The organism is Thioalkalivibrio thiocyanodenitrificans ARhD 1 (genome assembly GCF_000378965.1).
Lineage (GTDB): Bacteria > Pseudomonadota > Gammaproteobacteria > Ectothiorhodospirales > Ectothiorhodospiraceae > Thioalkalivibrio_A > Thioalkalivibrio_A thiocyanodenitrificans.
Genome location: NZ_KB900536.1, coordinates 1,933,976 through 1,953,235, shown reverse-complemented (window position 1 = coordinate 1,953,235; position 19,260 = coordinate 1,933,976). Strand labels below are relative to the sequence as shown.

General features: G+C 65.1%; 19 protein-coding genes. 4 read left to right on the top strand and 15 right to left on the bottom strand.

From position 1 onward, the window contains the following. Positions 1–263: 263 nt before the first annotated feature. Positions 264–815, bottom strand: coding sequence for a Spy/CpxP family protein refolding chaperone (locus tag THITHI_RS18780; protein ID WP_018232805.1), 552 nt, complete (start codon positions 813–815; stop codon positions 264–266). Between the two features lie 168 nt (positions 816–983). After that, positions 984–2,096: a sulfur oxidation c-type cytochrome SoxA gene (soxA, locus tag THITHI_RS0109240; protein ID WP_018232804.1), complete on the bottom strand. Its 1,113-nt coding sequence runs from the start codon at positions 2,094–2,096 to the stop codon at positions 984–986. Between the two features lie 3 nt (positions 2,097–2,099). Between soxA and THITHI_RS20815 the strand changes: the two genes are divergently transcribed. From THITHI_RS20815 to THITHI_RS0109225, 3 genes are all read left to right on the top strand, one after another. Beyond that, the gene (locus THITHI_RS20815) at positions 2,100–2,315 is read left to right on the top strand and encodes a hypothetical protein (RefSeq protein WP_026186213.1); all 216 of its coding nucleotides are present in this window, start codon (positions 2,100–2,102) and stop codon (positions 2,313–2,315) included. Between the two features lie 336 nt (positions 2,316–2,651). Next, complete coding sequence (locus tag THITHI_RS0109230) at positions 2,652–3,365, top strand: response regulator (protein ID WP_018232802.1); 714 nt, start codon at positions 2,652–2,654, stop codon at positions 3,363–3,365. Continuing rightward, on the top strand, positions 3,366–4,724 hold the full coding sequence (locus THITHI_RS0109225) for a sensor histidine kinase (protein ID WP_018232801.1): 1,359 nt from the start codon (positions 3,366–3,368) through the stop codon (positions 4,722–4,724). A 267-nt stretch (positions 4,725–4,991) separates the two neighbouring features. Here the strand turns inward: THITHI_RS0109225 and THITHI_RS0109220 are convergent, their stop codons facing one another. The 10 genes from THITHI_RS0109220 to THITHI_RS18765 all read right to left on the bottom strand — a co-directional run bounded on the left by THITHI_RS0109220 (position 4,992) and on the right by THITHI_RS18765 (position 15,261). Further along, the gene (locus THITHI_RS0109220; RefSeq protein ID WP_026186212.1) at positions 4,992–5,936 is read right to left on the bottom strand and encodes a VOC family protein; all 945 of its coding nucleotides are present in this window, start codon (positions 5,934–5,936) and stop codon (positions 4,992–4,994) included. Positions 5,937–6,085: 149 nt separating this feature from the next. Then, entirely contained in the window at positions 6,086–6,727 is a 642-nt protein-coding gene (locus tag THITHI_RS0109215) for an MBL fold metallo-hydrolase (protein ID WP_018232799.1), read from the bottom strand. A 177-nt stretch (positions 6,728–6,904) separates the two neighbouring features. Continuing rightward, positions 6,905–7,933, bottom strand: a complete 1,029-nt coding sequence (locus THITHI_RS18775; RefSeq protein WP_018232798.1) for an Acg family FMN-binding oxidoreductase — start codon at positions 7,931–7,933, stop codon at positions 6,905–6,907. Between the two features lie 156 nt (positions 7,934–8,089). Then, complete coding sequence (locus THITHI_RS0109205) at positions 8,090–8,446, bottom strand: DUF3147 family protein (protein WP_018232797.1); 357 nt, start codon at positions 8,444–8,446, stop codon at positions 8,090–8,092. A gap of 220 nt (positions 8,447–8,666) precedes the next feature. Beyond that, positions 8,667–10,724, bottom strand: a complete 2,058-nt coding sequence (locus THITHI_RS0109200; protein ID WP_018232796.1) for a transglycosylase SLT domain-containing protein — start codon at positions 10,722–10,724, stop codon at positions 8,667–8,669. Positions 10,725–10,998: 274 nt separating this feature from the next. Next, positions 10,999–11,541 (bottom strand): pseudouridine synthase, encoded by a 543-nt coding sequence (locus THITHI_RS0109195; protein ID WP_026186211.1) that lies wholly within the window; start codon positions 11,539–11,541, stop codon positions 10,999–11,001. Between the two features lie 10 nt (positions 11,542–11,551). After that, positions 11,552–12,541 (bottom strand): nickel/cobalt transporter, encoded by a 990-nt coding sequence (locus tag THITHI_RS0109190; protein WP_018232794.1) that lies wholly within the window; start codon positions 12,539–12,541, stop codon positions 11,552–11,554. Continuing rightward, a complete protein-coding gene (locus THITHI_RS0109185) occupies positions 12,523–13,158 on the bottom strand; it encodes a DUF1007 family protein (RefSeq protein WP_232199406.1) in 636 nt (211 codons plus the stop codon). The genes THITHI_RS0109190 and THITHI_RS0109185 overlap by 19 nt, the downstream gene beginning before the upstream one ends. Before the next feature lie 117 nt (positions 13,159–13,275). Next, positions 13,276–14,289 carry a CobW family GTP-binding protein gene (locus THITHI_RS18770; RefSeq protein ID WP_018232792.1) on the bottom strand — a complete coding sequence of 338 codons (1,014 nt, stop codon included), beginning with the start codon at positions 14,287–14,289 and terminating at the stop codon, positions 13,276–13,278. 42 nt (positions 14,290–14,331) lie between these two features. Then, positions 14,332–15,261, bottom strand: coding sequence for a 5'-3' exonuclease (locus tag THITHI_RS18765; protein ID WP_156820509.1), 930 nt, complete (start codon positions 15,259–15,261; stop codon positions 14,332–14,334). 494 nt (positions 15,262–15,755) lie between these two features. Between THITHI_RS18765 and THITHI_RS0109170 the strand changes: the two genes are divergently transcribed. Further along, a complete protein-coding gene (locus THITHI_RS0109170) occupies positions 15,756–16,736 on the top strand; it encodes a malate dehydrogenase (protein WP_018232790.1) in 981 nt (326 codons plus the stop codon). A gap of 124 nt (positions 16,737–16,860) precedes the next feature. Here the strand turns inward: THITHI_RS0109170 and THITHI_RS0109165 are convergent, their stop codons facing one another. From THITHI_RS0109165 to rpmE, 3 genes are all read right to left on the bottom strand, one after another. Then, positions 16,861–17,691: a M48 family metallopeptidase gene (locus THITHI_RS0109165; protein ID WP_018232789.1), complete on the bottom strand. Its 831-nt coding sequence runs from the start codon at positions 17,689–17,691 to the stop codon at positions 16,861–16,863. Between the two features lie 115 nt (positions 17,692–17,806). Continuing rightward, positions 17,807–18,670 (bottom strand): thermonuclease family protein, encoded by an 864-nt coding sequence (locus THITHI_RS0109160; RefSeq protein ID WP_232199405.1) that lies wholly within the window; start codon positions 18,668–18,670, stop codon positions 17,807–17,809. A gap of 26 nt (positions 18,671–18,696) precedes the next feature. After that, a complete protein-coding gene (rpmE, locus tag THITHI_RS0109155) occupies positions 18,697–18,900 on the bottom strand; it encodes a 50S ribosomal protein L31 (protein ID WP_018232787.1) in 204 nt (67 codons plus the stop codon). Positions 18,901–19,260 lie beyond the last annotated feature (360 nt).

Sequence of the window (19,260 nt, the reverse complement as noted above, 5' to 3'; positions counted from 1 at the left end):
TGAAACGGTAAAGAACATGAGTCTCCACTTCGGGTCGAACCGGGCGCTCTCTGCGGTAAGCTTGTAGGCCGGATAAGGCGCAGGCGCATCCGGCACACCGGGCCGAGGCATGGTGGATGTGCTTTGCTTATCCGCCCTATGCGTCTCCCGTGAGACGACGGCGCGAGATGGGTCGGGAGGCCGCGATTGTTCGCGATCGCCCGGGGAGGTATGGAGGCGCCCGCTTCAAACCCGACGAATCCGCTATCTGTCCGCAGAGGAAGTCAATGATCTCCGTGGTGGTGGTCGCGGGCGTGGCCATCTCGGGTCCCGTAACCCCGCACCTGGTTATAGAGCTCAATCTGATGCGGATTGAGAAGAGCAGTCATCTCCAAGTGGTGGCGCAGGTGCGTGTAGCGCACTCGGCCGTTGAGTTCGGCAATGCGGGCCGTCAGTTCGCGAAGGCGCTCATCGGTGAGCGTACGTGTGGCGAAGGCAGAATCCAGTTCCGCTTCGAGAACCACGATACGTTCACCAAGGTTGCGGCTTTCATCAAGCATCTCCCTGTACAGGGTCTGCGTCCGTTCGCGCTGGGATTCGGAAAGATGAATGGCATCGGCCACCTCCAGGGCGTGAAGGGGACCTGGATAGCCGTTGAGTTCTGCGGCCAAGGCGAAACCCATGCCCCGGCCTGCACGCAGCCCATCGATCTCTTCGGCAGACAGCGCCTTGATGGGGCGCTCAGTGTATTCGACGTAGGGACTCTGGTTATCGGCGGCGGAAAGACCTCCCTGGGTCAGGCTGAGTGCCAGCAGGATCGCGGTGAGGCGATGCATGGGTCTTCTCCTTATGCGGGGTGGCATGGGTGGACGCGGAACATCTGCCGGTCGTGCAGGAGCCCGGATCGGATTACGGGGGGTAGCGATGCAAATGGTATGACCAGGATCATGCCGGGCGACGTGTGCCCGGCCCCAAGGCGCTTCCGGGACGCCGGGCACACGGTCTTATTCCCCCCGCAGGCGGGACCTGGTCGGCGCAAGGACCGGCGTGCCTTCTGACAGCACCGTCATATAGAACTCCAACTCCGCATACTCCCTGGATCCCAACTCAAGGGGATACGTGCGTGTCACGATCTGGCAGTGTCGGATCCTCTGCTGCATGCTGATCAGGCCAAGATCATGCCCGGCAATGAAGTGTTTGGGCCAATCACCGGAGACGTCGTCAAGAGGGCGCAGATACTGCCCCCTCAGCCACTTGCCCGAATGCTTCGCATGACACTCGGCACATGAATAGTTGAGTTGCCCGGCTCGTCGGTAGTAAAGGGACCTGCCGCGTTCGAACGCTTCGGCAGCGGGCCCCTCCGCCGAGACCTGGATCTTCTGGCCGCGAGACAGATGCCTCAGGTAGCTTGTCAATACGTTCATCGCGCGCGATCCGTATTCGATCGCAGGGCTGTCCATGTGTGTTTCACGGCACATATTGACGCGATCCTCCAGGGTGACGACCGCGTCCTTCGCCTCGTCGAAGCGGGGAAAGCGAGCGGCGGCGCGGCTGATGTCATCACCGGCCTCGCCTGCGGCATGACAGGACGCGCAGGCGCGTCCGTTGTTGCCGGGGCGCCTGAAGGCCGCCCTGCCCGCATCGACGTAATCGTCGGCTACGCTGAGATCCTCACCCGCCACGAACACCCGCTCCCGTCGTGATCGTTGCGGCTCCTTCGGTCGACCCGGCACGGCGACCGGAGTGGTAAGGGTGTGGAGATAGGCGACGATGTCCATGATCTCCGCCGCGGACAACAGTTCGTTCGTGCCGAAGGGCGGCATCGCGGAATCCTGATTGTGAACCCTGGCGTCCCAGATCTGCTGGTAGGTGTACGCGTGGGAGAATCCCCGCTTTCCATAGTCGCTCAGGTTCGGCCCCAGGTCTCCGGGCTGCTCCGAATCCGGACCCAGCATGTGGCAGGCCAAGCAGCGGCCCTTGCCCGGGTTGTAGGTGAGCGCTTTGCCGGCTGCGGCGTTGCCGGTGTTCTCCGGCAGTGTCGCGTTTTCGGGCGGCCGGGGGGCACGCTCCTCGTCATAGGCGATGGTGGGAAAGTCTCTTGACTCGGGTACGATCATACCGTGTCCCCCGTGCTGTCCATGCGCTCCGTGCCCGCCTTCGCCATGGCCGCCCTCATGGCGTTTGTGCCCGCCACGGGGATCTTCATGACCATGGTCATGGCCGGGTGCCCTGTCCGCCGCATGCTCGCTGTGCATCGGTTTGGGGGGCGTGTGGCCTCCATGATGCACTGTCTGCGCCACCGCCTGCCCGCAGAGCAGGCCAAGCGCAAGGCATGACGCGGCAAATCCGAACAACACGGATTGCCTTCCCGATAGATGCGGGTTGTTCACTCCCGTGGTCCCCACCGCCCTGTAGCCATTTCTCCCGTATTTCATTGGCTCCTCCCCCCCCCATCGACGATCTGGATTCGTGCAGCGTGCATTTCCAACTTCCTGTTCGTCTCTATAACAGTAAAGCTGATGCGTGTAATCTCAGTGTGTCTGGTGCCGGGTTGTTTGTAACAGTTCGCAACAATACATGTCCGAATGTGAACCGCCGGCCGGGCGCATTGCATACGGGCAACGACCGGCGACCGGTTTTCGGGGGAGCGTTGCAATAGCGGGGCATCACCTATGCACGAGAAGATCCTGATCGTTGACGATGACCCGGAGATCTGTGAGTTGCTGCGGGACTACCTTCGGCGCAGCGGCTACGATCCGCTTGCGGTCAGCGACTGCCAGGCCGCCTATAGCCGGTTTGAGGCGGAGCCGATTGATCTGATCATCCTGGATATCATGCTTCCCGGGACCGACGGGCTTTCCATGTGCCGTGAACTGCGCGCCCGCTCCAGCGTGCCGATCATCATGCTGACCGCGCTCGCGCAGGAGGTGGACAGAGTCGTTGGCCTGGAGATGGGCGCCGACGACTATCTGGTCAAGCCGTTCAGCCCTCGGGAACTGCTTGCCAGGGTGCGGGCGCTATTCCGTCGAACCCGGCCGGTGCCCGGTCCGGCGGGCTCGACGGATTGCCGGTTGCGTTTTTCCGGTTGGGTGATGGATGTCAGGGAGCGCCGGCTGATCTCGCCGCAGGGCGTCGTCGTTTCACTCTCCGGTGCGGAGTACAAACTCCTCGGTGTACTGCTTGAGCACGCGAATCAGGTGTTGGGCAGAGACCGGTTGATGGATCTCCTGCACGGCCGGGAGGCCGGCCCGTATGACCGTTCAGTCGATGTGCTGATCAGCCGGTTGCGCCGTCGTCTGGGCGACACGGGTCGAGATCCCCGGTTCATCAAGACCGTGCGCAACGAGGGTTACGTGTTCTGCGCGAAGGTCGAAGAGGCGTCCTGAGTGCGTCTTCGGAAGCTCAATCTCGTCAGCCGGCTCGTGCTCATACTGGTCAGCGGCCTGCTCGTCACGCAGCTTGCCGCCGGGATCATACTGCTGCGCGATCGAGGTGAAGTCATGTACAAGGCCGGCGGGCTCTACGCGGCGCAGCGTATCTCCACCATCGTGCACACGCTGGAGGCACTGTCACCGCAGGCATCGGAGCTGGTGATCGATGCGATCAACGGCCCCTCGCTGGCGGTCTCGATCACGTCGACCGGGCCGCCGACGCCGCTTCCCGCGCGCAATCGAGACTCCGCGCGGGACCATGAAGGGCATCTGTGGTCCCTTCTGGCAAGGGCGTTGGGCGCGCCGCGAAACATCGTCGTGACCATGCATGGAGTGCAAGGGGACACCCTGCCGCTCGGGGGCAACGGTGCTTTTCCAGAGGAGCTGGATCGGGGCTTCAGCGCCTGGGTGGAACTCATGGACGGGCGATGGGTTCGTTTTGATCATCGTCTGGGTGTCGAGATCTACGCGGTGCCCAGACGTCTGGTACTAACACTGATCGTGCTTCTGGTGCCGGTGGTATTGTTGTCGTGGATCGCGGTTCATCGGGTTACCCGACCATTGCAGATGCTGCTCGAGGCCGCAGGCGAACTCACTAAGGATATCCAGCGCCCTGCGCTGCCTGAAACGGGTCCGCCGGAAGTTCAGGATGCCGCATCCGCGTTCAACAGCATGCAGGCCCATCTTGCCAGGATGATCCGGGATCGGGAGTTTCTGCTGGGGGCCATCTCCCATGATCTCCGGACACCCATTACGAAGCTGCGCCTGCGCGCCGAACTGGTTGAGGACTCCGAACTGCGCAGCAGGATCGGGCGAGATATCGACCAGATCGAGCAGCTCGCCTCGGCCATGCTGGAGTTTACATGTGGTGTCAGCGTCGGGGATTCGGTTCAGCCCGTGGACATCATGGCTTTGCTTGAATCCATCCAGCACGATCGCGAAGAGCTTGGCCAGCGGGTCCGCGTGGTCGGTGGGGCAGAGGTCCATCACGTGCGGCCTGGCGCCCTCAGGCGGTGCGTGGAGAACCTGGTTGACAACGCCGTGAAATATGGCGGCGAGGCCACGATCGACGTCAGTCATAATGTCGGTCAACTGGTGATTCGGGTCTCTGATCCAGGCGGGGGTATTCCCGAGCCGCTCCTGGAGCGTGTATTCGATCCTTTCTATCGTGTAGAGGAGTCACGCTCCAGGACGACGGGTGGGATCGGGCTCGGGCTCGCGATCGCACGTAACATCGCCCGATCGCACGGAGGCGAACTGACCCTCAGGAATCACGAGGGAGGCGGGCTCGAGGCAGTGGTTACGTTGCCGTAGGCTCAAACTGCGACGGAATTGACGATGCTTGTTTTCCCATCAAGCTGCAGATATGAGAGATTTCTCCTTGCATCCCCATATTCCCTCTACGTTCCCTCGCGGCTTCGCAAGAGCCCCGCCTTCGGCAACGAGCGTTGCGTCCGCCGGAGGGGAATTGAACCAAGAAGGCCACGAAGGGCACGAAGTGATTCGAATGAAAAGCCTCGTCGTGCTCTTCGTGGTTAAAGCGCCTTTCTGTGGAGGTCCAGCACCCGGCGGGCGAAGCGGCTACCCGCCCTCCCCCTCGTAGGCCGCCCGGAGCGCGGCGACGTCAAGCTTCTTCATGGGCATGAAGGTGCGCGTCAATCGGTCGATCTGCTCCGGGGTGCCGTCTCGCATCATGCGGTCCATCTCCGCCGGCACGATCTGCCAGGACACGCCGAACCGGTCCTTGATCCATCCGCACTGCTCGGCCTCGGGGACCGCGGAGAGCGCGTTCCAGTACCGGTCGATCCTGTCCTGATCGTCGCAGTTTACGATGAAGGAGACGGCCTCGTTGAACGTGAAGCCGTGCCCGTGGGCGCTGTCCATGGCCGCGAACCAGGTGTGCTCCAGCATGAAGTCAGCGAACATGACCGTGCCTTCCGTGTCGGGCGGCTGATCCGCGCCGTAGCGGAACAGTTGTCCCTGCCGGGCATCGCGGAACACAGACAGATAATGGTCGATCGCCTCTTCCGCGCGCCCGCAGTTCTCGCCCGTGAGCAGCAGGGAAGGCAGGATCGGCGGCCGGGGTTCCCCTCCCGGGTCAGTGAGGATCAGCTGCCAGGACAGGCCGTAGCGGTCCTGGATCCAGCCGTAGCGCGCGCTGAAGGGATACTCGCCGATGGGCATCAGTACCGTGCCGCCCTCGGACAGTTGTGCCCAGGCCGCGTCCAGGCTCGTCCGGGCGTTTTCCTCACGGGAAGGCGAGGGATCGAAATGCAGCGGGTCGTAATTGACCATGAACGACACCGAGGGGTTGAACGTGAAATGGGGTCCCGCGCTGATGGCCATGAAGGGCTGCCCCCGGAGCCGGAAGGATACGACCTCGACATCCCCGGACGGGGTGCCGTGCAGCGTGGTCAGGTGGGTGATGTCCGAGTCCGGGAAGATCGATGTGTAAAACTCCGCGGCCTCCCGGGCCTCCCTGTCGTACCACAAATGCGGCACGATCCGTTGTTCAGGTGCTGTCATGGTCCTGCCTCCCGTCAGTGCACGTGGATGGGAAGGTGACGGGACCCGCCAGGCCGTTCGGGCGCGGGGTTCGCCGCCTCAGCGAGGTGTCGAATCACGCCGGCCGGAATCGACATGAGGCTCCGCGCCCTGACTGTACCGTGCGCGTGTCAGCGTGCCGACCCGGGCGGCAGGGCGGCCAGGGCCTTCGCCACATGGTCCGACCACCTGCCCCGGATTTCCTGAAAGCCCGTCTCACCCGCGAAGGCGCTGGAGAACACCACATCCGGCTCCAGCGTGCGCAGCGTTTCGAGGCTTTCCACCAGTGCATCCCGGTCACTGAACGGCAGCAGTCCGGGTTTCCAGGTGCCGTCCTCGCCCCGATACAGCGTATCGCCGGTAAACAGGTAGCGTCTGCCCCTGGGGGCGTGCACGAGGAAACAGGTGCTGCCCGCCGTGTGCCCGGGCGTGGGGATCGCCTCGATGTTGCCGAGATGCATCTCGCGGCCATCAAACAGGATGTCCGGTGCGCGCACGCGGGCGAGTTCGGCCTGCTCGCGCACATGGCCGCCCAGCCGGGTGCCGAAGCGCTCGTGGAGCAGGTTGATCGTATCCCCCAGCTCGTCCCGATGGCTCAGGAACTGAAACACCACCCCGCCCAGCGCTGCCATCTGCTCGATCTCGTGACGGTGGCCCGTGTTGTAGAACAGCACGTTGCCGTCCGGCCGGGTGAGCAGGTAGGCGTGTGTCGTCAGCCCCGGGCAGGGACTTTCGGTCTCGGTTTCCCAGATATCGTTCTGCACCTGTTTCATGGGCCTCTCCGTCAACGAAGATCATGGGCGGGCACTGCCCCCTGGAACAAGGTCGCGGTGCTTTCACGGTTGCCTGGAAACGCAGGTGAGTCTGCAGCGGTACCTGTGGAGACAGTGCGGCTGTGGATGAGTCAAAGTCGTGCGGCGCACGAACAGGCCTGTCACCTTTTCGGTATGTCAGTGGTTCGGTTCAATCAACACGGCCGCAAGCGGCCGTCGCAATGACCTCGGCATTTCCTTCCCCCGGCCGAAGCGCACGACGAGATCGGGTCTTCCCTCGCTCAACCCCAGGGCCTTGGCAAATTCGGGGCGAAGGCGGGACTCCTCGACAGGCTGATTCACAAATGCGTTCCGAATGCCCAGCGCCGTGGCCTGAAGCGCGAACCGCTCGTAACAGCGGCCCGCCTCCATCCAGTGTGCCTTGTCATCCATGCAGGATACGAACACGCCGATGCCGGCTGAACTGCGGATCTGACGGGCATACTTGTCATTCTCGGGTTTTGCGCGAAAGGAGGCTCGGAACAGCCGCCGCCCCAGCCAGCGTGGCACCCGCGGGTTCCCGGTCGCTCGAGCCGGCAGTCCATCGCCGGTCCGGATCGCCTCGCTGTCACTGAAGCGAATCCAGTGTTCCAGTTCACGGACAAACGCCGGATTGCCCACCTGCATTGTGTTGCCCTGAACCACGTACTCAAGGACGGTTTCCATGGCGTCGCGCGTAGTCAGAAGTACCAGTGCGACCCCGTCCCCTGTCCCCGCCGCCTCAAGTAGCTGCAGTTCCTCCCCGGTCAGCGGCTTGCCGTCATAGTCGGTGCGTGTGCATTGCCGATGCGGGATCGCCTGGAACATGGGCGATCGTTCCGCCGTGGCGTGCTCAAGCGCGATCCTGATGGCCCCGTCATCGGCGGGTGTGAACCCGGCATGACCTTGGTATCCGAATGCCCTCGCCGCCTGGACCAGGTTCTCGGCGGCGCATCCCAGCGACACGTAAAGATGGTGGTCGTCCGGATCGACCACCGGCGTGCGGCGGGACAGATCCGGCAGCACCTCGACGGAACGGTTCCCGATTCGAAACCGCCAGCATTGCGTGTTGTGTCCGGATGGCGCCAGCGTGGCGTAACGGACCAGTTCCTTCAGCCGCGTCCGCTCATCGCGAAACGCACCGTCCGAGTGCCGCCAGATGCGGTCAATGGCCTCTAGGTAGTTCATGTGGCGGGGTGTCCCTTTGCCGCCCGGACGCCCTGCATGGAGGCGGGGTCCGGTCCGGGATGGCGACGCCGGAGTCTGCGTTGGCGGAGACGGAGGAAGTGCGATGCCGAGCTTGAACCCATTGGATCCTCATGCATGGTTCGCGCCCGTTGAAAACTATACATTACTAGACTTGACCCCATGTCCGAGCAGTTGGAGCATCAGGAGGTAGCCGGCCGTTGTCAACGCGACGGAGACGCCAAGGCTCAGGAAGAAGTTCCACCCCCAACGCAGGAGCAACGGGAAGGCGATGAACAGGATGAGCGAAGGGAGGACCAGCCAGAAAATGCTGCTCGCGAGGTCGGCGACCTGCGTGACGTTGCGGGTTTCCAGATACAGCCACACCATGGCCAGGACCGACACCAGCGGCACGGATGCGACGACTGCGGCCAGTACGGAATGGCGTTTGCCCAATTCCGAGATGATCACGATCAGAATGGCGCTCAACGCGATCTTGATAATGTAATAAATCATCGGGTTAGCCGAGCGTCTCCGGGAAGGGGGATATTGGCCACAGAGGTCACAGAGAAGAAAACAACCGGATCGTAGGTTGGGGTGAGCACAGCGAACCCCAACATGGCGGAGGTCTCCCGGGCCCCCGGCGTGTTGGGGTTCGTTCCTCACCCCAACCTACCACTGCTCAAAGCCTTTTCTTTGTGACCTCTGTGGCTGAACTCAACGTGTTCTCTGCCCCCTAGGAACAGGGCCTTTCCACGAACCCCGGCGCATCACACACCTGGGTCGATGCCACCCTGCCCCCGGTACGGCCCTGCCAGTCCCGGGTGTGCGCGATGCGGGAGGCCTCCAGGTCCGGGCGGGCGGTGATCGGCGGCAGCAGGCTGCTCAGGGTGGTGGGGGTGAGGCCGAGGCGCATCTCGTAGATCACCTGGTAGGCCAGCACCCGGCGCACGTAGGCGCGCGTCTCGGGGAAGGGGATCAGCTCCGCCCAGACGTCGGCATCCATCGGGCCGTGCTCGGGCAGCCAGCTGTCCACGCGGTGGGCCCCGGCGTTATAGGCGGCAGTGGACAGGATCGGATGGCCCCCGAACCGGTCCAGGTTGCGGCGCAGGTAGTAGGTGCCGATGGGCACGTTGATCTCGGGCCTGAGCAGATCGCGGGCGTGATTGAGCCGGACGTTTGCATGCCGTGCCATGTTGCGCCCGGTGGCGGGCATCACCTGCATCAGGCCCAGGGCACCCGCGTGGGAGCGCGCTTCCGTCATGAAGGCGCTCTCCTGCCGCGCCACGGCAAGGGCCCAGGCGGGATTGATGCCCTGGCCGGCGGCATGGTCCAGGATCAGGCGCGAGTAAGCCAGGGGGAAGCGCAGTTCCATGTCGTCGAATGCCCGGGCGCGGGCGGCGGCGAAGATGGCCCGGTCGTGCCAGGCCCAGCCGTGGGCAAGCAGGGCGGCCGCCTTGAGATCTTCCTCGTCCAGTGCGGCGATCGCCCGTTCCCACTCCCGCCGGGCATCGATGCCGCGTCCCATGGCCAGCCATTCCCTTGCCCGCTGGAAGGCGGGTTCTTCCGCCAGTGCCTGAATGCGCGCCACGGGAACGCTCAGCTCGCGATGACCGATCCGGTAGGGGCGGCCGGCCCTGTCCGCTGCCAGGAATCCGTAGAAATTCCGCTCCTCCGCCAACGCCGCGTACAGGGCGGCGGCCGGCGCCGGCTCGCCCAGTTCTGCCAGCGCACGGGCACGCCAGTAACGCCAGGCATAATCCTGGCGCTGTTCGGTATCCATGGTGTCGATGGCGGCGGCCACCTGTGACCAGTCCCCTGCCGCCAGTGCCGCGCGCACGTGCCATTCACGCAGTTGTGCGTCGAAGGTTTCCTCGGGCAGGCTGGCCAGATGCGCCAGGCCGTCCGCGCCCCGGCGCAGGACCAGCCGCAGGGCGATGGTCCGGTCGATCTCGCGGGCCTGTGCCTCGGAGAGTTTCTGGCGATCCCCGTGGCGCGTCCAGAGGTCCAGCGCCTGTTCCGGGTCCTGGCGGGCCAGCCGCAGCCAGGCGTGTTCGAGCATGTGGGGCGCACGGCCATGGGCGGTCGCATCCCAGTCCACCCGGGCCACCCGGGCCGGTGTGCGGTGGAGGTCGAGCCACCGCCGGGCCCAGACCTGTTCCGCCTCCGGCAGGTAGCGGCCGATGTAGCCGGCCAGGCCGGTCTGTCCCGCCTCCAGTGCCAGCCGAATGCGCCCCCAGGCGAGATCGGGTGTGAGCCTTCCGGCCTCCCTCCAGGCCTTGAAGACCGGGTCGCAGGCATCGGGCTGGGAACGCCCGCGCAACCAGATGTGTTCCACCCCGTCCAGGGCCTCCTTGGTGCGATCCAGTTGCAACAGGGCGTGCCTGTATTCGCAGATCCGGGTGGTGGAACCGGTGTCCGGGTCGAAATTCTCCACCAGCACGGTCCAGCGCCGTTCCCGGGCAAGACGGGCAAGCCAGGCGTTGCGCAGGCGCTCACCGTGAGGCGTGTCTCCGTGGACATCCAGAAAGGCCCGGATTTCATCGGCATGGGCCCGGCCGAGCCGGGATTCCAGGTCTGCGAACAGCAGGTAGGAATGCAGGGGATAGTCGGTCAGCCGCGCAAGGCCTTCACGAAAGGCCTGCCGGTTGCCGTTCGCCAGCGCCTTCTCGGTGGCCTGGAACAGGGCGCGCTGGGACTCCAGCCGCTCTTCCAGGGTGCCCGCTACGGAACCGCCCAGCAGACCCGACAGCAGGGGCAGGAGGAGCCAGGCGAACTTGCGATGGATATGCAAGATGGGTCTCCGGAGTACCGTCATGATCTGGAATCGACTTTAGGAGTCCAGCCTAACTAATGCAATCACATTTGCTTTGGTTTGCGATATTTGTCTGACGTGAGGGCGTGTGCCGTTGACGGTTAAGGCGCGGTGCCTCAACAGACAACGAGGGGGTCCAACGAATCCACGGGTCAGCAACGGGGCTGGCCCCCCGGTTTCTTATGTCAATGGAGCAACCGGGGCCGTGCATACCGGAGGCGCCTCTTCGTACCCTGCGTGGTGATCAGGGTCCTCAGAGTTCGAGATACAACCGCTCCCCGGGTCCGAGGCCGTCCAGGGTCCAGGAACCCACCCGGTAGCGGATCAGTCGCAGCGTGGGGTGGCCCACGGCGGCGGTCATGCGCCGCACCTGGCGATTGCGGCCTTCGGACAGCGTCAGCTCCAGCCAGGTGGTGGGGATGTGCCGGCGGCTGCGGATGGGCGGGTTCCGGGGCCAGAGCCCGGCGGGCGCGTCCATGATCCGCACCCGGGCGGGGCGGGTGAGGCCGTCCCTGAGCAGGACCCCTTCGGTGAGTGCCTTGAGCGCCTCTTCGTCCGGCACTCCTTCCACCTGCACCCAGTAGGTCTTGCTCACCTTGTGCTTCGGATCGCTGATTCGGGCCTGCAGGGCTCCATCGTCTGTCAGCACCACCAGACCTTCGCTGTCCCGATCCAGTCGTCCGGCGGCGTACACACCCGTTTCGGGCACGTAATCCGCCAGCGTCGGCCGCCCCTGCCGGTCCCTGAACTGGCAGAGCACGTCATAGGGCTTGTTGAGCAGGATGATGCGGGTCAAGGGCCCGGGCTCACAGCCCCAGCGGGTGGACGGGGACATCCATCCCGGCGCCAAAGAGGCTGGCACCCAGCGCGAAGATCAGCGCCCCGCCGGCCAGGGCGACCACCTGCCCGGTCCGTTGCCATCCGACCGAGTTTCCGCCGGCGGCGGCCCGGGCCGCCCATTGCCGGGCCTGTACCGCCAGAACCGCGAGTATCGAGACGGTGATGGCCGTGCCTACGGACATGGCGATTACGGCGGCGATGCCGGCCATCCACAGGCCCAGCATATTGGCCACCGCCAGTACCAGGATGGCGCCCGTGCAGGGCCGCACGCCCACCGCCAGCACGGTGCCGAGCATGGTGCCCAGGCTGTCGCTGCGCGCAGCCTGGGCGGGTGTGACGTGATGGGCGTGGCCGCAGGTGCCGCAGGCGTGTCCATCATGCGGGTGATCGTGGCCATGACCTTCGGCGCCCGCGCCCCGCAGACGGTAAAGCCCGCGCAGGGCGCGGAAGACGAGCCATGCCCCCACCGCCGCCACCAGCGCGAAGCTGACCTGCTCCAGGGTGCGCACCTGGCTCAGTGCATCCCGGGCCATGCGCTCGGCCACCACGACCACGGCCAGAACAAGCGCGATGGCGGTGAACCCCTGGAGCAGCGACGAGGCCCAGGACAGGATCAGTCCGCGGCGCATGTGCTGGCGGTGGGTGAGCAGATAGGTGGTGATCACCACCTTGCCGTGCCCCGGGCCTGCCGCGTGGAATACCCCATAGAGAAAGCCGATCAGCACCAGCGCCAGGGTGTTGGTGAGCGTGGGTGCCCCCTGGACGGTCTCCATGCCCCGGGCCAGCTGGCGGTGGAGCTGGCGCTGTTTGGCCAGGACCCAGTGCGTGGCGCGTTCCCACAGGCCGGGGTCCTGCACTTGCGTCGGTGTACGCTCCTGGGTCGGCGGCCCGGACAGGGGGGAGCCGATCGCCCAGGGCGCAAGCGCCAGCAGCAGGATCAGGAGGACGGCTCGCATTGCACCTTCGCGCGTTCCGTGAAGTGACGGCCCAGGCCGGGTTCCGCCGTCTGATTGGCATCAAGGGCCGCCGCCCGGGCAACCAGGGCCGGGTCCGGGCGGGGTTGCTCGATGCGCAGACTGCAGCGCTCCGAGGCGCCCTCCAGGGCCACCGCCGACGCCTCGTCATGGAGGATCTCGATGAAGTAGCCGGGATCGAAGACGGCGTAGCTCAGTGGGGCTGCTGCAGGGTCCAGCGGGGATTCGAGATTAAGTGTGAAACGCAGTTCCAGGCGACCGCCATTGCGGTCCAGACCGTGATCCGAAACGGTGGCGCCCCGGATACGGTCATCGCCGTGATGGATCTCGGTAAAGTAATCGTAGGGTCCCAGGTTCGTGATCATCCGCTGGCCGATGTCCGCCATCTTCGCCTCCATGGTGTCACCCTCGGCTTCCTCGGCCATCTCTTCAATCAGCACGAGACTGTAGAACGGGTCGATGAGCCAGGACTGGCGCAGCGCCGTCACCTGACCCTGGTCGTTGAAGATCACGCTCACCCTCAGGTCGATCCAGGCGTGCGGATGCGCTTGTGCCGGGGCCGCCGTCAGGCAGAGGAGCGCAACAACGAGCGCGTACACGCAGAGCCGTGATGCACGGATTGGGGATACGAATGGATTCAGGGGGTATTCTCCGGCCGGGCGGGGGATTGTGTTACCACAGGGTTCTTCGCTGCGTAAACTCCGGTCCGTCACGTTTCAGCGCTCCGGGCACGGGGAGGTCGGCAGACACGCGTCGCGCAACCGGCGGTCCAGCGCTTCACGGTCCGGCGATTCGTGATGGATGATCTCAAGACGCCCCCGGGCCGAGGGCGGTGGATCACAGTGTTCCGGGTCACCCTCGCCGGCCACCCGGTTGATGCGCAGCCAGCCGTCGTCCGTGGGCAATACCCCCTTGATGCGATCCCACGGCATCGCTGTCAGCAAGGTTTCCAGCGCAGCTCTATGGAAGCGGGTCCCGGGACCCGGCAGCCAGCTCAGGCCCCAGTAGCCATCGCCCAGGGTTTCCATCATCTGCCAGGACGCGTCCGGATCCGGAGCGTGCCCGGATGCGCCGTGCCCATGGTCGTGGTCATCGGGCGGTGGATGAGCACCGAGACAGTGGGCCCGCCTTGCGGGATCCCTGGGCAGGGCCAGCCAGCCGGGATCCAGGGCGCCTGCCGTCACCAGGGCAAGCCGTGCCTTGGGCGGCGACAGCGTCAGGGCGAAGTCGTGGAATGCAGCGTGTTCGTCGTCCCCGTAGAGGTCCGCCTTCGCGGCCACCAGTACATCCGCGAGCCGGATCTGGTCAGTCCAGGTGTCGTGGCCGCGGTGGCGGGGCGATGCCAGGTGGCGGGCATCCATGAGTGTGATGGTGGCGCGCAGGTCCAGCACGCCGTCATAGAACGGACCGGACAGCAAGTCGATGATCCTTGCCGGGTGCCCGAGTCCGCTGGGTTCGATGAGGATGCAGTCCGGACGCTGTTCGCGGATGATCCGGTTGAGACCGACCGTGAATGCCTGGCTGGATACGCAGCACAGGCAGCCGCCCGGTACCTGCCGTATCGCCACTCCCTCGGCGTCCAGCAGCATGTCATCCACCCCGACCTGGCCGAACTCGTTGACCAGCACCGCCCAGCGTTCATCCTTCGGCCGGGCCGCCAGCAGGTGCCGGATTGCGGTTGTCTTGCCGACGCCGAGGAATCCGGTGATCAGGTTGGTTGGGATGGACATGGGTTGTGAGCCTGGAGTCATGGTTCGCCACGGAATTCGTTCTCAGCCCTCCATCCGTGAGACGAGCGCCTGCCAGCGTATCCGTCTTGAGGTGTCGAAGCCCAGCTGTTCCATGAGGGCCCCCAAGGCGTCGCGGTCGGGCGATGAGGACGTGATGTCCAGCCCATCGGGCAGGTCATCGATGTCACAGTCGATACCGGTGAGCCGGCGGGCCAGGCGCACCGTTTCCCGATGTCCGTCGAGCAGCGCGGCGATGCGTTTTGCCCCGCGCAGCTGCATGGTGCCCACGGCGTCGACGTCCGCAAGCAGTGTGTCCAGATTGTCGAAGCGGCGCAGCAGCCGCGCCGCGGTGGCCATGCCGATGCCCGGCACGCCGGGTATATTGTCCACCTTGTCGCCGGCCAGGGCCAGTTGGTCGGCCACCTGGTCGGGGCGCACGCCCATGTGTTTCTCCACGCCCTGTGCATCCAGGCGCCGGTCCTGCTGAAACTCCCACCACAGGTCCCGCGGGCCCACCAGCTGGGTGAGGTCCTTGTCCGCCGTGATCAGGTGAACGGCACGGCCTCTTGCCCGGTGCCGTGCGGCCAGGGTGCCGATGATGTCGTCGGCCTCGTGGCGGGTGCTGGACAATTCCGCGAAGCCCAGCGCCCGTACCAATGTGCGGCACAGCCGGAACTGGTGTTTGAGCGATTCGGGTGCCGGGGGACGATTGGCCTTGTAGGCGGGATAGATCTGTTTGCGCGCGGATGACGCCAGACTTTCGTCGAAGGCAAAGACCACGGGCGCGGGCGAGATGTGCGTCAGCAGGCGCAGCAGGAACTCGCTGAACCCCAGCACGGCGTTGGCCGGGTTGCCGTTCCGGTCCGTGATGCCCTCCGGCAGGGTGAACCAGGCGCGGAACACGTAGATGCTGGAATCCACCAGCCAGAGCGCGGTGGGTGGGGATTGACCGGTATCCGGGCGGCGGGACACGTGGCGGGAAGGCTTCTGATCAGCGGGCGAGTGGGTCGGATGTCCAAGAGTAACAGGATTTGACGCGGGCGGGGGGTGCCGTCGGTTGACGGTCCGCCTCAGGTCACGTTCCGCATCGGTTCACCGCGTGAGACCCGCCGGGGTGCCGTTCACGCTAAAATGATCGGATGGCATGGATGGGCCAGTCAGGCGCGTGAGGCAGGGTATGTTGCGCCGCAGCACGACGGGTTACACTAGTCCGCATATCTCGCCGCCGTTGGCAGCCGGTACGTCCCGCCACAGCGAGCAGTTCGGCCTCCGCAGTAAGTGGAGGATGGCGAGATCGGGCCGGGACCCTGCCACACGGGAATCCGCTGTTTCCCCGGCTCCGCCACCTCGCGGGGTGACATTGCGGGCCGGGACAATTGCCCACAGCGATGCGTGTCCTGTCCGGGATGCCGGACCGCCCGCGGCGCGCGAAATCGTCCACGACTATCCGATTGGGAGAGCGTTTTATGAAGACACCCGTTCGTATTGCGGTTACCGGTGCGGCTGGCCAGATCGCCTACAGCCTGCTGTTCCGTATCGCCGCCGGTGACATGCTGGGTAAGGACCAGCCCGTCATTCTGCAACTGCTGGAGATCCCTCCCGCCATCGAGGCGTTGAAGGGCGTGGTGATGGAGCTGGAAGACTGCGCCTTCCCGCTGCTGGCGGGCGTGACCCTCTCCGACAAGGCCGAAGAGGCCTTCGCGGACGCCCGGTACGCCCTGCTGGTGGGCGCACGGCCGCGCGGGCCCGGCATGGAGCGCAAGGATCTGCTGGAGGCCAATGCGCAGATCTTTTCCGTTCAGGGCAAGGCCCTCAATGCCGTGGCCGACCGTGACATCAAGGTGCTGGTGGTGGGTAATCCCGCCAATACCAATGCGCTCATTGCCAGCCGCAATGCACCGGATCTGGATCCGCGTGCCTTCACGTCCATGACGCGCCTGGACCACAACCGCGCGGTGACGCAACTGGCCGCGAAGGCCGGTGCGGAGACCACGGATGTGCGCAGGATGATTGTCTGGGGCAATCACTCGGCCACCCAGTACCCGGACATCAGCCAGGCCACGGTGAAGGGCGAGGCAGCCCCCGGCCTGGTGCCCAGGGACTGGTACGAGAAAGACTTCATTCCCACGGTGCAGCAACGCGGCGCCGCCATCATCAAGGCGCGCGGTGCGTCCAGCGCGGCCTCCGCCGCCAGCTCGGCCATCGACCATGTGCGCGACTGGGTGATGGGTACACCGGAGGGTGACTGGGTGAGCATGGGCATCCCTTCCGATGGCAGCTACGGTATCCAGGAAGGGCTGGTCTACTCCTTCCCGGTCACCTGCGCCGATGGCGGCTACAGCATTGTGCAGGGTCTCGATATCGACGAATTCAGCCGTACCATGATGCAGGCCACGGAGCGCGAGCTCTGCGAAGAACGCGACGGGGTGGCGCACCTGCTGCCCTGAGCGTTTACGGCCGGGCCGCGTGGCAGACCGGAGTGGTCTGGAACGGGCCCGGCGTGCCGCGCACCGATGGTGCGTCCCGTGCCCGCTTGTGACAGCGGCGGATCGGAGGGGATCCGCTCTAGCTCTATATGGGGTGGCTTGGCGGTGTTCCGGCCCGGGCCTCTTCATAGAGGGGCTGCATCTGGCGGGCCATCTCACGCAGGTCCCGGATACGGCTGTCCGTACTGGGGTGCGTGCTCAGGAACTGTGGGGGGCTGCCATTGCCGAGCCCTGCCATCTTCTCCCAAAGCGAGGGCGCCGCCTGTGGATCGTAACCGGCACGTGCCGCCAGCTCGATGCCGACGCGGTCGGCCTCGCGCTCCATCTGCCGGCTGTGGGGCAGCTGCACGGCCAGCGCCGCGGCCAGCACCGCGCCGCTCATGGCAACTGCCGAACGCTCGCCGGTCAGTGCGTAGCCGGTGAGTGCCAGGTTGGTGGCCAGTGACACGGACATCTTCTCGGCGGTATGGGCCGAGAGGGCGTGCGCCACCTCGTGGGCGATCACCTGGGCCAGTTCGTCGTCGCTGGCCTCCAGCTTGTCGATCATGCCGGTGTAGATCGCCATCTTGCCGCCCGCCATGGCGAAGGCGTTGGGCACTTCCGGGTTGTCGATCACCTGCATCTCCCAGTCCCACTCGCTGGTTTCCGGGCGGTACCTGATGGCCTGGGCCACCACGCGTCCCGTGATGGCATCGATGCGCGCCTTGACGGCGGGGTCGTTATTGAGCCGGCCTTCCTGCCGGATCGGTTCCAGCATCTCGCCGTAGGCCTGGAGCGAGGCGCTGATGGCCTGGCTTTCCGACACCAGCATGAGCTGCTGGCGGCCGGTGACCGGGTTGGTGGCGCAGCCGCTCGCCAGCACGGTGAGCAGCGCGACGGCCAATGCGAAAAAGGCAGTGAGATACCGGTGTGTCATGGAGTCCTGTCTCGGGGCCCGTGAGTCTATCCCCGATCGCCGTGCAGGAGTTTCGGGGTGTCGGTGGCAGACGCGTGGTTCAATCACAGACCATCGGTTTGACGAAAACCCCGGCCTATCGTTCAACCATTTCAAGGTCCGCGGGATGCCTGATGCGGATACGCGGCTGTCCCCGATAATTATAGACATGGCCGCGCGCCCGCACCCGCTTGTCAACCAGGGTCCGGACCTCCAGATCGGGGAAGTGGTGCATGTCCACGTGGTCGATGCGCAGGGCCACGTTCCCTTCCAGATTGATCCACGTGGCGCGCGGGCTTTCACCCAGCCGGACGACCCGGCCCTCCACCCGCCGGAAGCCCTCGGCGTCACGGGGCAGGTCCCCGGCCCTGAACAGGCGGTTCCCGGGGAGCGACCAGATGTTGAGTCGCCTGAGCGCCGCCTCGCGCTCCGCATCGCGGTAGCAGTCCACGTTCCAGTCGTTGGGCGGGATGGTCAGACCGGTGGCGAGACCCTGGACCAGCAGCCGGGCCGTGATGCTCTCTCCGTCCGGCGTGAACAGGTGGGCCAGGGTGCGCCGGTAGCGGTCCTGGCGTTCCCGGTCGTACACCAGGCCGACCTCGTGGTCGTGGGCGGACAGCAACCGCGCCAGGGCATCACCGGCTTCCGTGGCGAAGGGCTCGGCCCCGCGGTCAGGGTCGCGATAATGGAACTCGGGGGTATCGAGGCCGATCAACCGGACCCGGGTACCGTCGCGCAAACGTACCGTGTCACCGTCATACACATGGGCCACCGTGGCCCGGGCATCAAACTGCTGCTGTGTCTGGCAGCTCCCCGGCAGTCGGGCAGACTGCGTGAGCGGGCTGGCCTGAAGCGGCGCGGCCGCCAGAAGCAGCGCACAGGTCAGAGCGCTCGTGAACGCCCGCGCAGCAAAAAGGGCGCGCCACCGGCGCGCCCTTGTCATGGTTCGGCGTTGAACCATGGGATCCCGGAGCATCTCTCCGGAGTTTACTGGCCGTAGCGGCGACGGAACTTGTCCACCTGCCCGGCGCTGTCCATGATCTTCTGCTTGCCCGTGTAGAAGGGGTGACAGGAAGAGCATACTTCCACGCTCATCTCCGAACCCTGAAAGGTGGAGCGGGTCTTGAACGTGTTGCCGCAACTGCAGGTGACGGCGACTTCGTGGTAATCGGGATGAATATCGGCCTTCATGGGAGCGCCCTCTGGAACCATCGCTGGCAAGGAAAAAGACGCGCAATATACTGAATCCCGGCCCATTGGGCAAGGCCTGCATGGGCGGGGGCCGGCGGCGGACAGGCACGTCCGCGCTTCACAGGGGCCGGCCGGACGTCTATGCTGCACCGCCACGCAACCCGGCGATCCCGTGGAGAAAACGAGGGTAAGTGCTTGTCATCCAACTGCTTAGCGGGTTATCCACAAAACCTGTGGATAACTCTGTGGAAGACAATGGGATCAACGGGGTAAGATCCCGCAGGGCCGGACGGGCTGTTTTCCCGGTCAAAGTTTAACCAAATATTTAAGGTGTTGTTTTGTAATGATTTTAAATGTCTT

Bases quoted from the DNA above. Each gene is read 5' to 3' on its own strand.
- THITHI_RS18780 (WP_018232805.1), bottom strand. From the start codon at position 815: ATGCATCGCCTCACCGCGATCCTGCTGGCACTCAGCCTGACCCAGGGA.
- soxA (WP_018232804.1), bottom strand. From the start codon at position 2,096: ATGATCGTACCCGAGTCAAGAGACTTTCCCACCATCGCCTATGACGAG.
- THITHI_RS0109230 (WP_018232802.1), top strand. From the start codon at position 2,652: ATGCACGAGAAGATCCTGATCGTTGACGATGACCCGGAGATCTGTGAG.
- THITHI_RS0109220 (WP_026186212.1), bottom strand. From the start codon at position 5,936: ATGACAGCACCTGAACAACGGATCGTGCCGCATTTGTGGTACGACAGG.
- THITHI_RS0109215 (WP_018232799.1), bottom strand. From the start codon at position 6,727: ATGAAACAGGTGCAGAACGATATCTGGGAAACCGAGACCGAAAGTCCC.
- THITHI_RS18775 (WP_018232798.1), bottom strand. From the start codon at position 7,933: ATGAACTACCTAGAGGCCATTGACCGCATCTGGCGGCACTCGGACGGT.
- THITHI_RS0109205 (WP_018232797.1), bottom strand. From the start codon at position 8,446: ATGATTTATTACATTATCAAGATCGCGTTGAGCGCCATTCTGATCGTG.
- THITHI_RS0109190 (WP_018232794.1), bottom strand. From the start codon at position 12,541: ATGCGAGCCGTCCTCCTGATCCTGCTGCTGGCGCTTGCGCCCTGGGCG.
- THITHI_RS18770 (WP_018232792.1), bottom strand. From the start codon at position 14,289: ATGTCCATCCCAACCAACCTGATCACCGGATTCCTCGGCGTCGGCAAG.
- THITHI_RS0109170 (WP_018232790.1), top strand. From the start codon at position 15,756: ATGAAGACACCCGTTCGTATTGCGGTTACCGGTGCGGCTGGCCAGATC.
- THITHI_RS0109165 (WP_018232789.1), bottom strand. From the start codon at position 17,691: ATGACACACCGGTATCTCACTGCCTTTTTCGCATTGGCCGTCGCGCTG.
- THITHI_RS0109160 (WP_232199405.1), bottom strand. From the start codon at position 18,670: ATGGTTCAACGCCGAACCATGACAAGGGCGCGCCGGTGGCGCGCCCTT.
- rpmE (WP_018232787.1), bottom strand. From the start codon at position 18,900: ATGAAGGCCGATATTCATCCCGATTACCACGAAGTCGCCGTCACCTGC.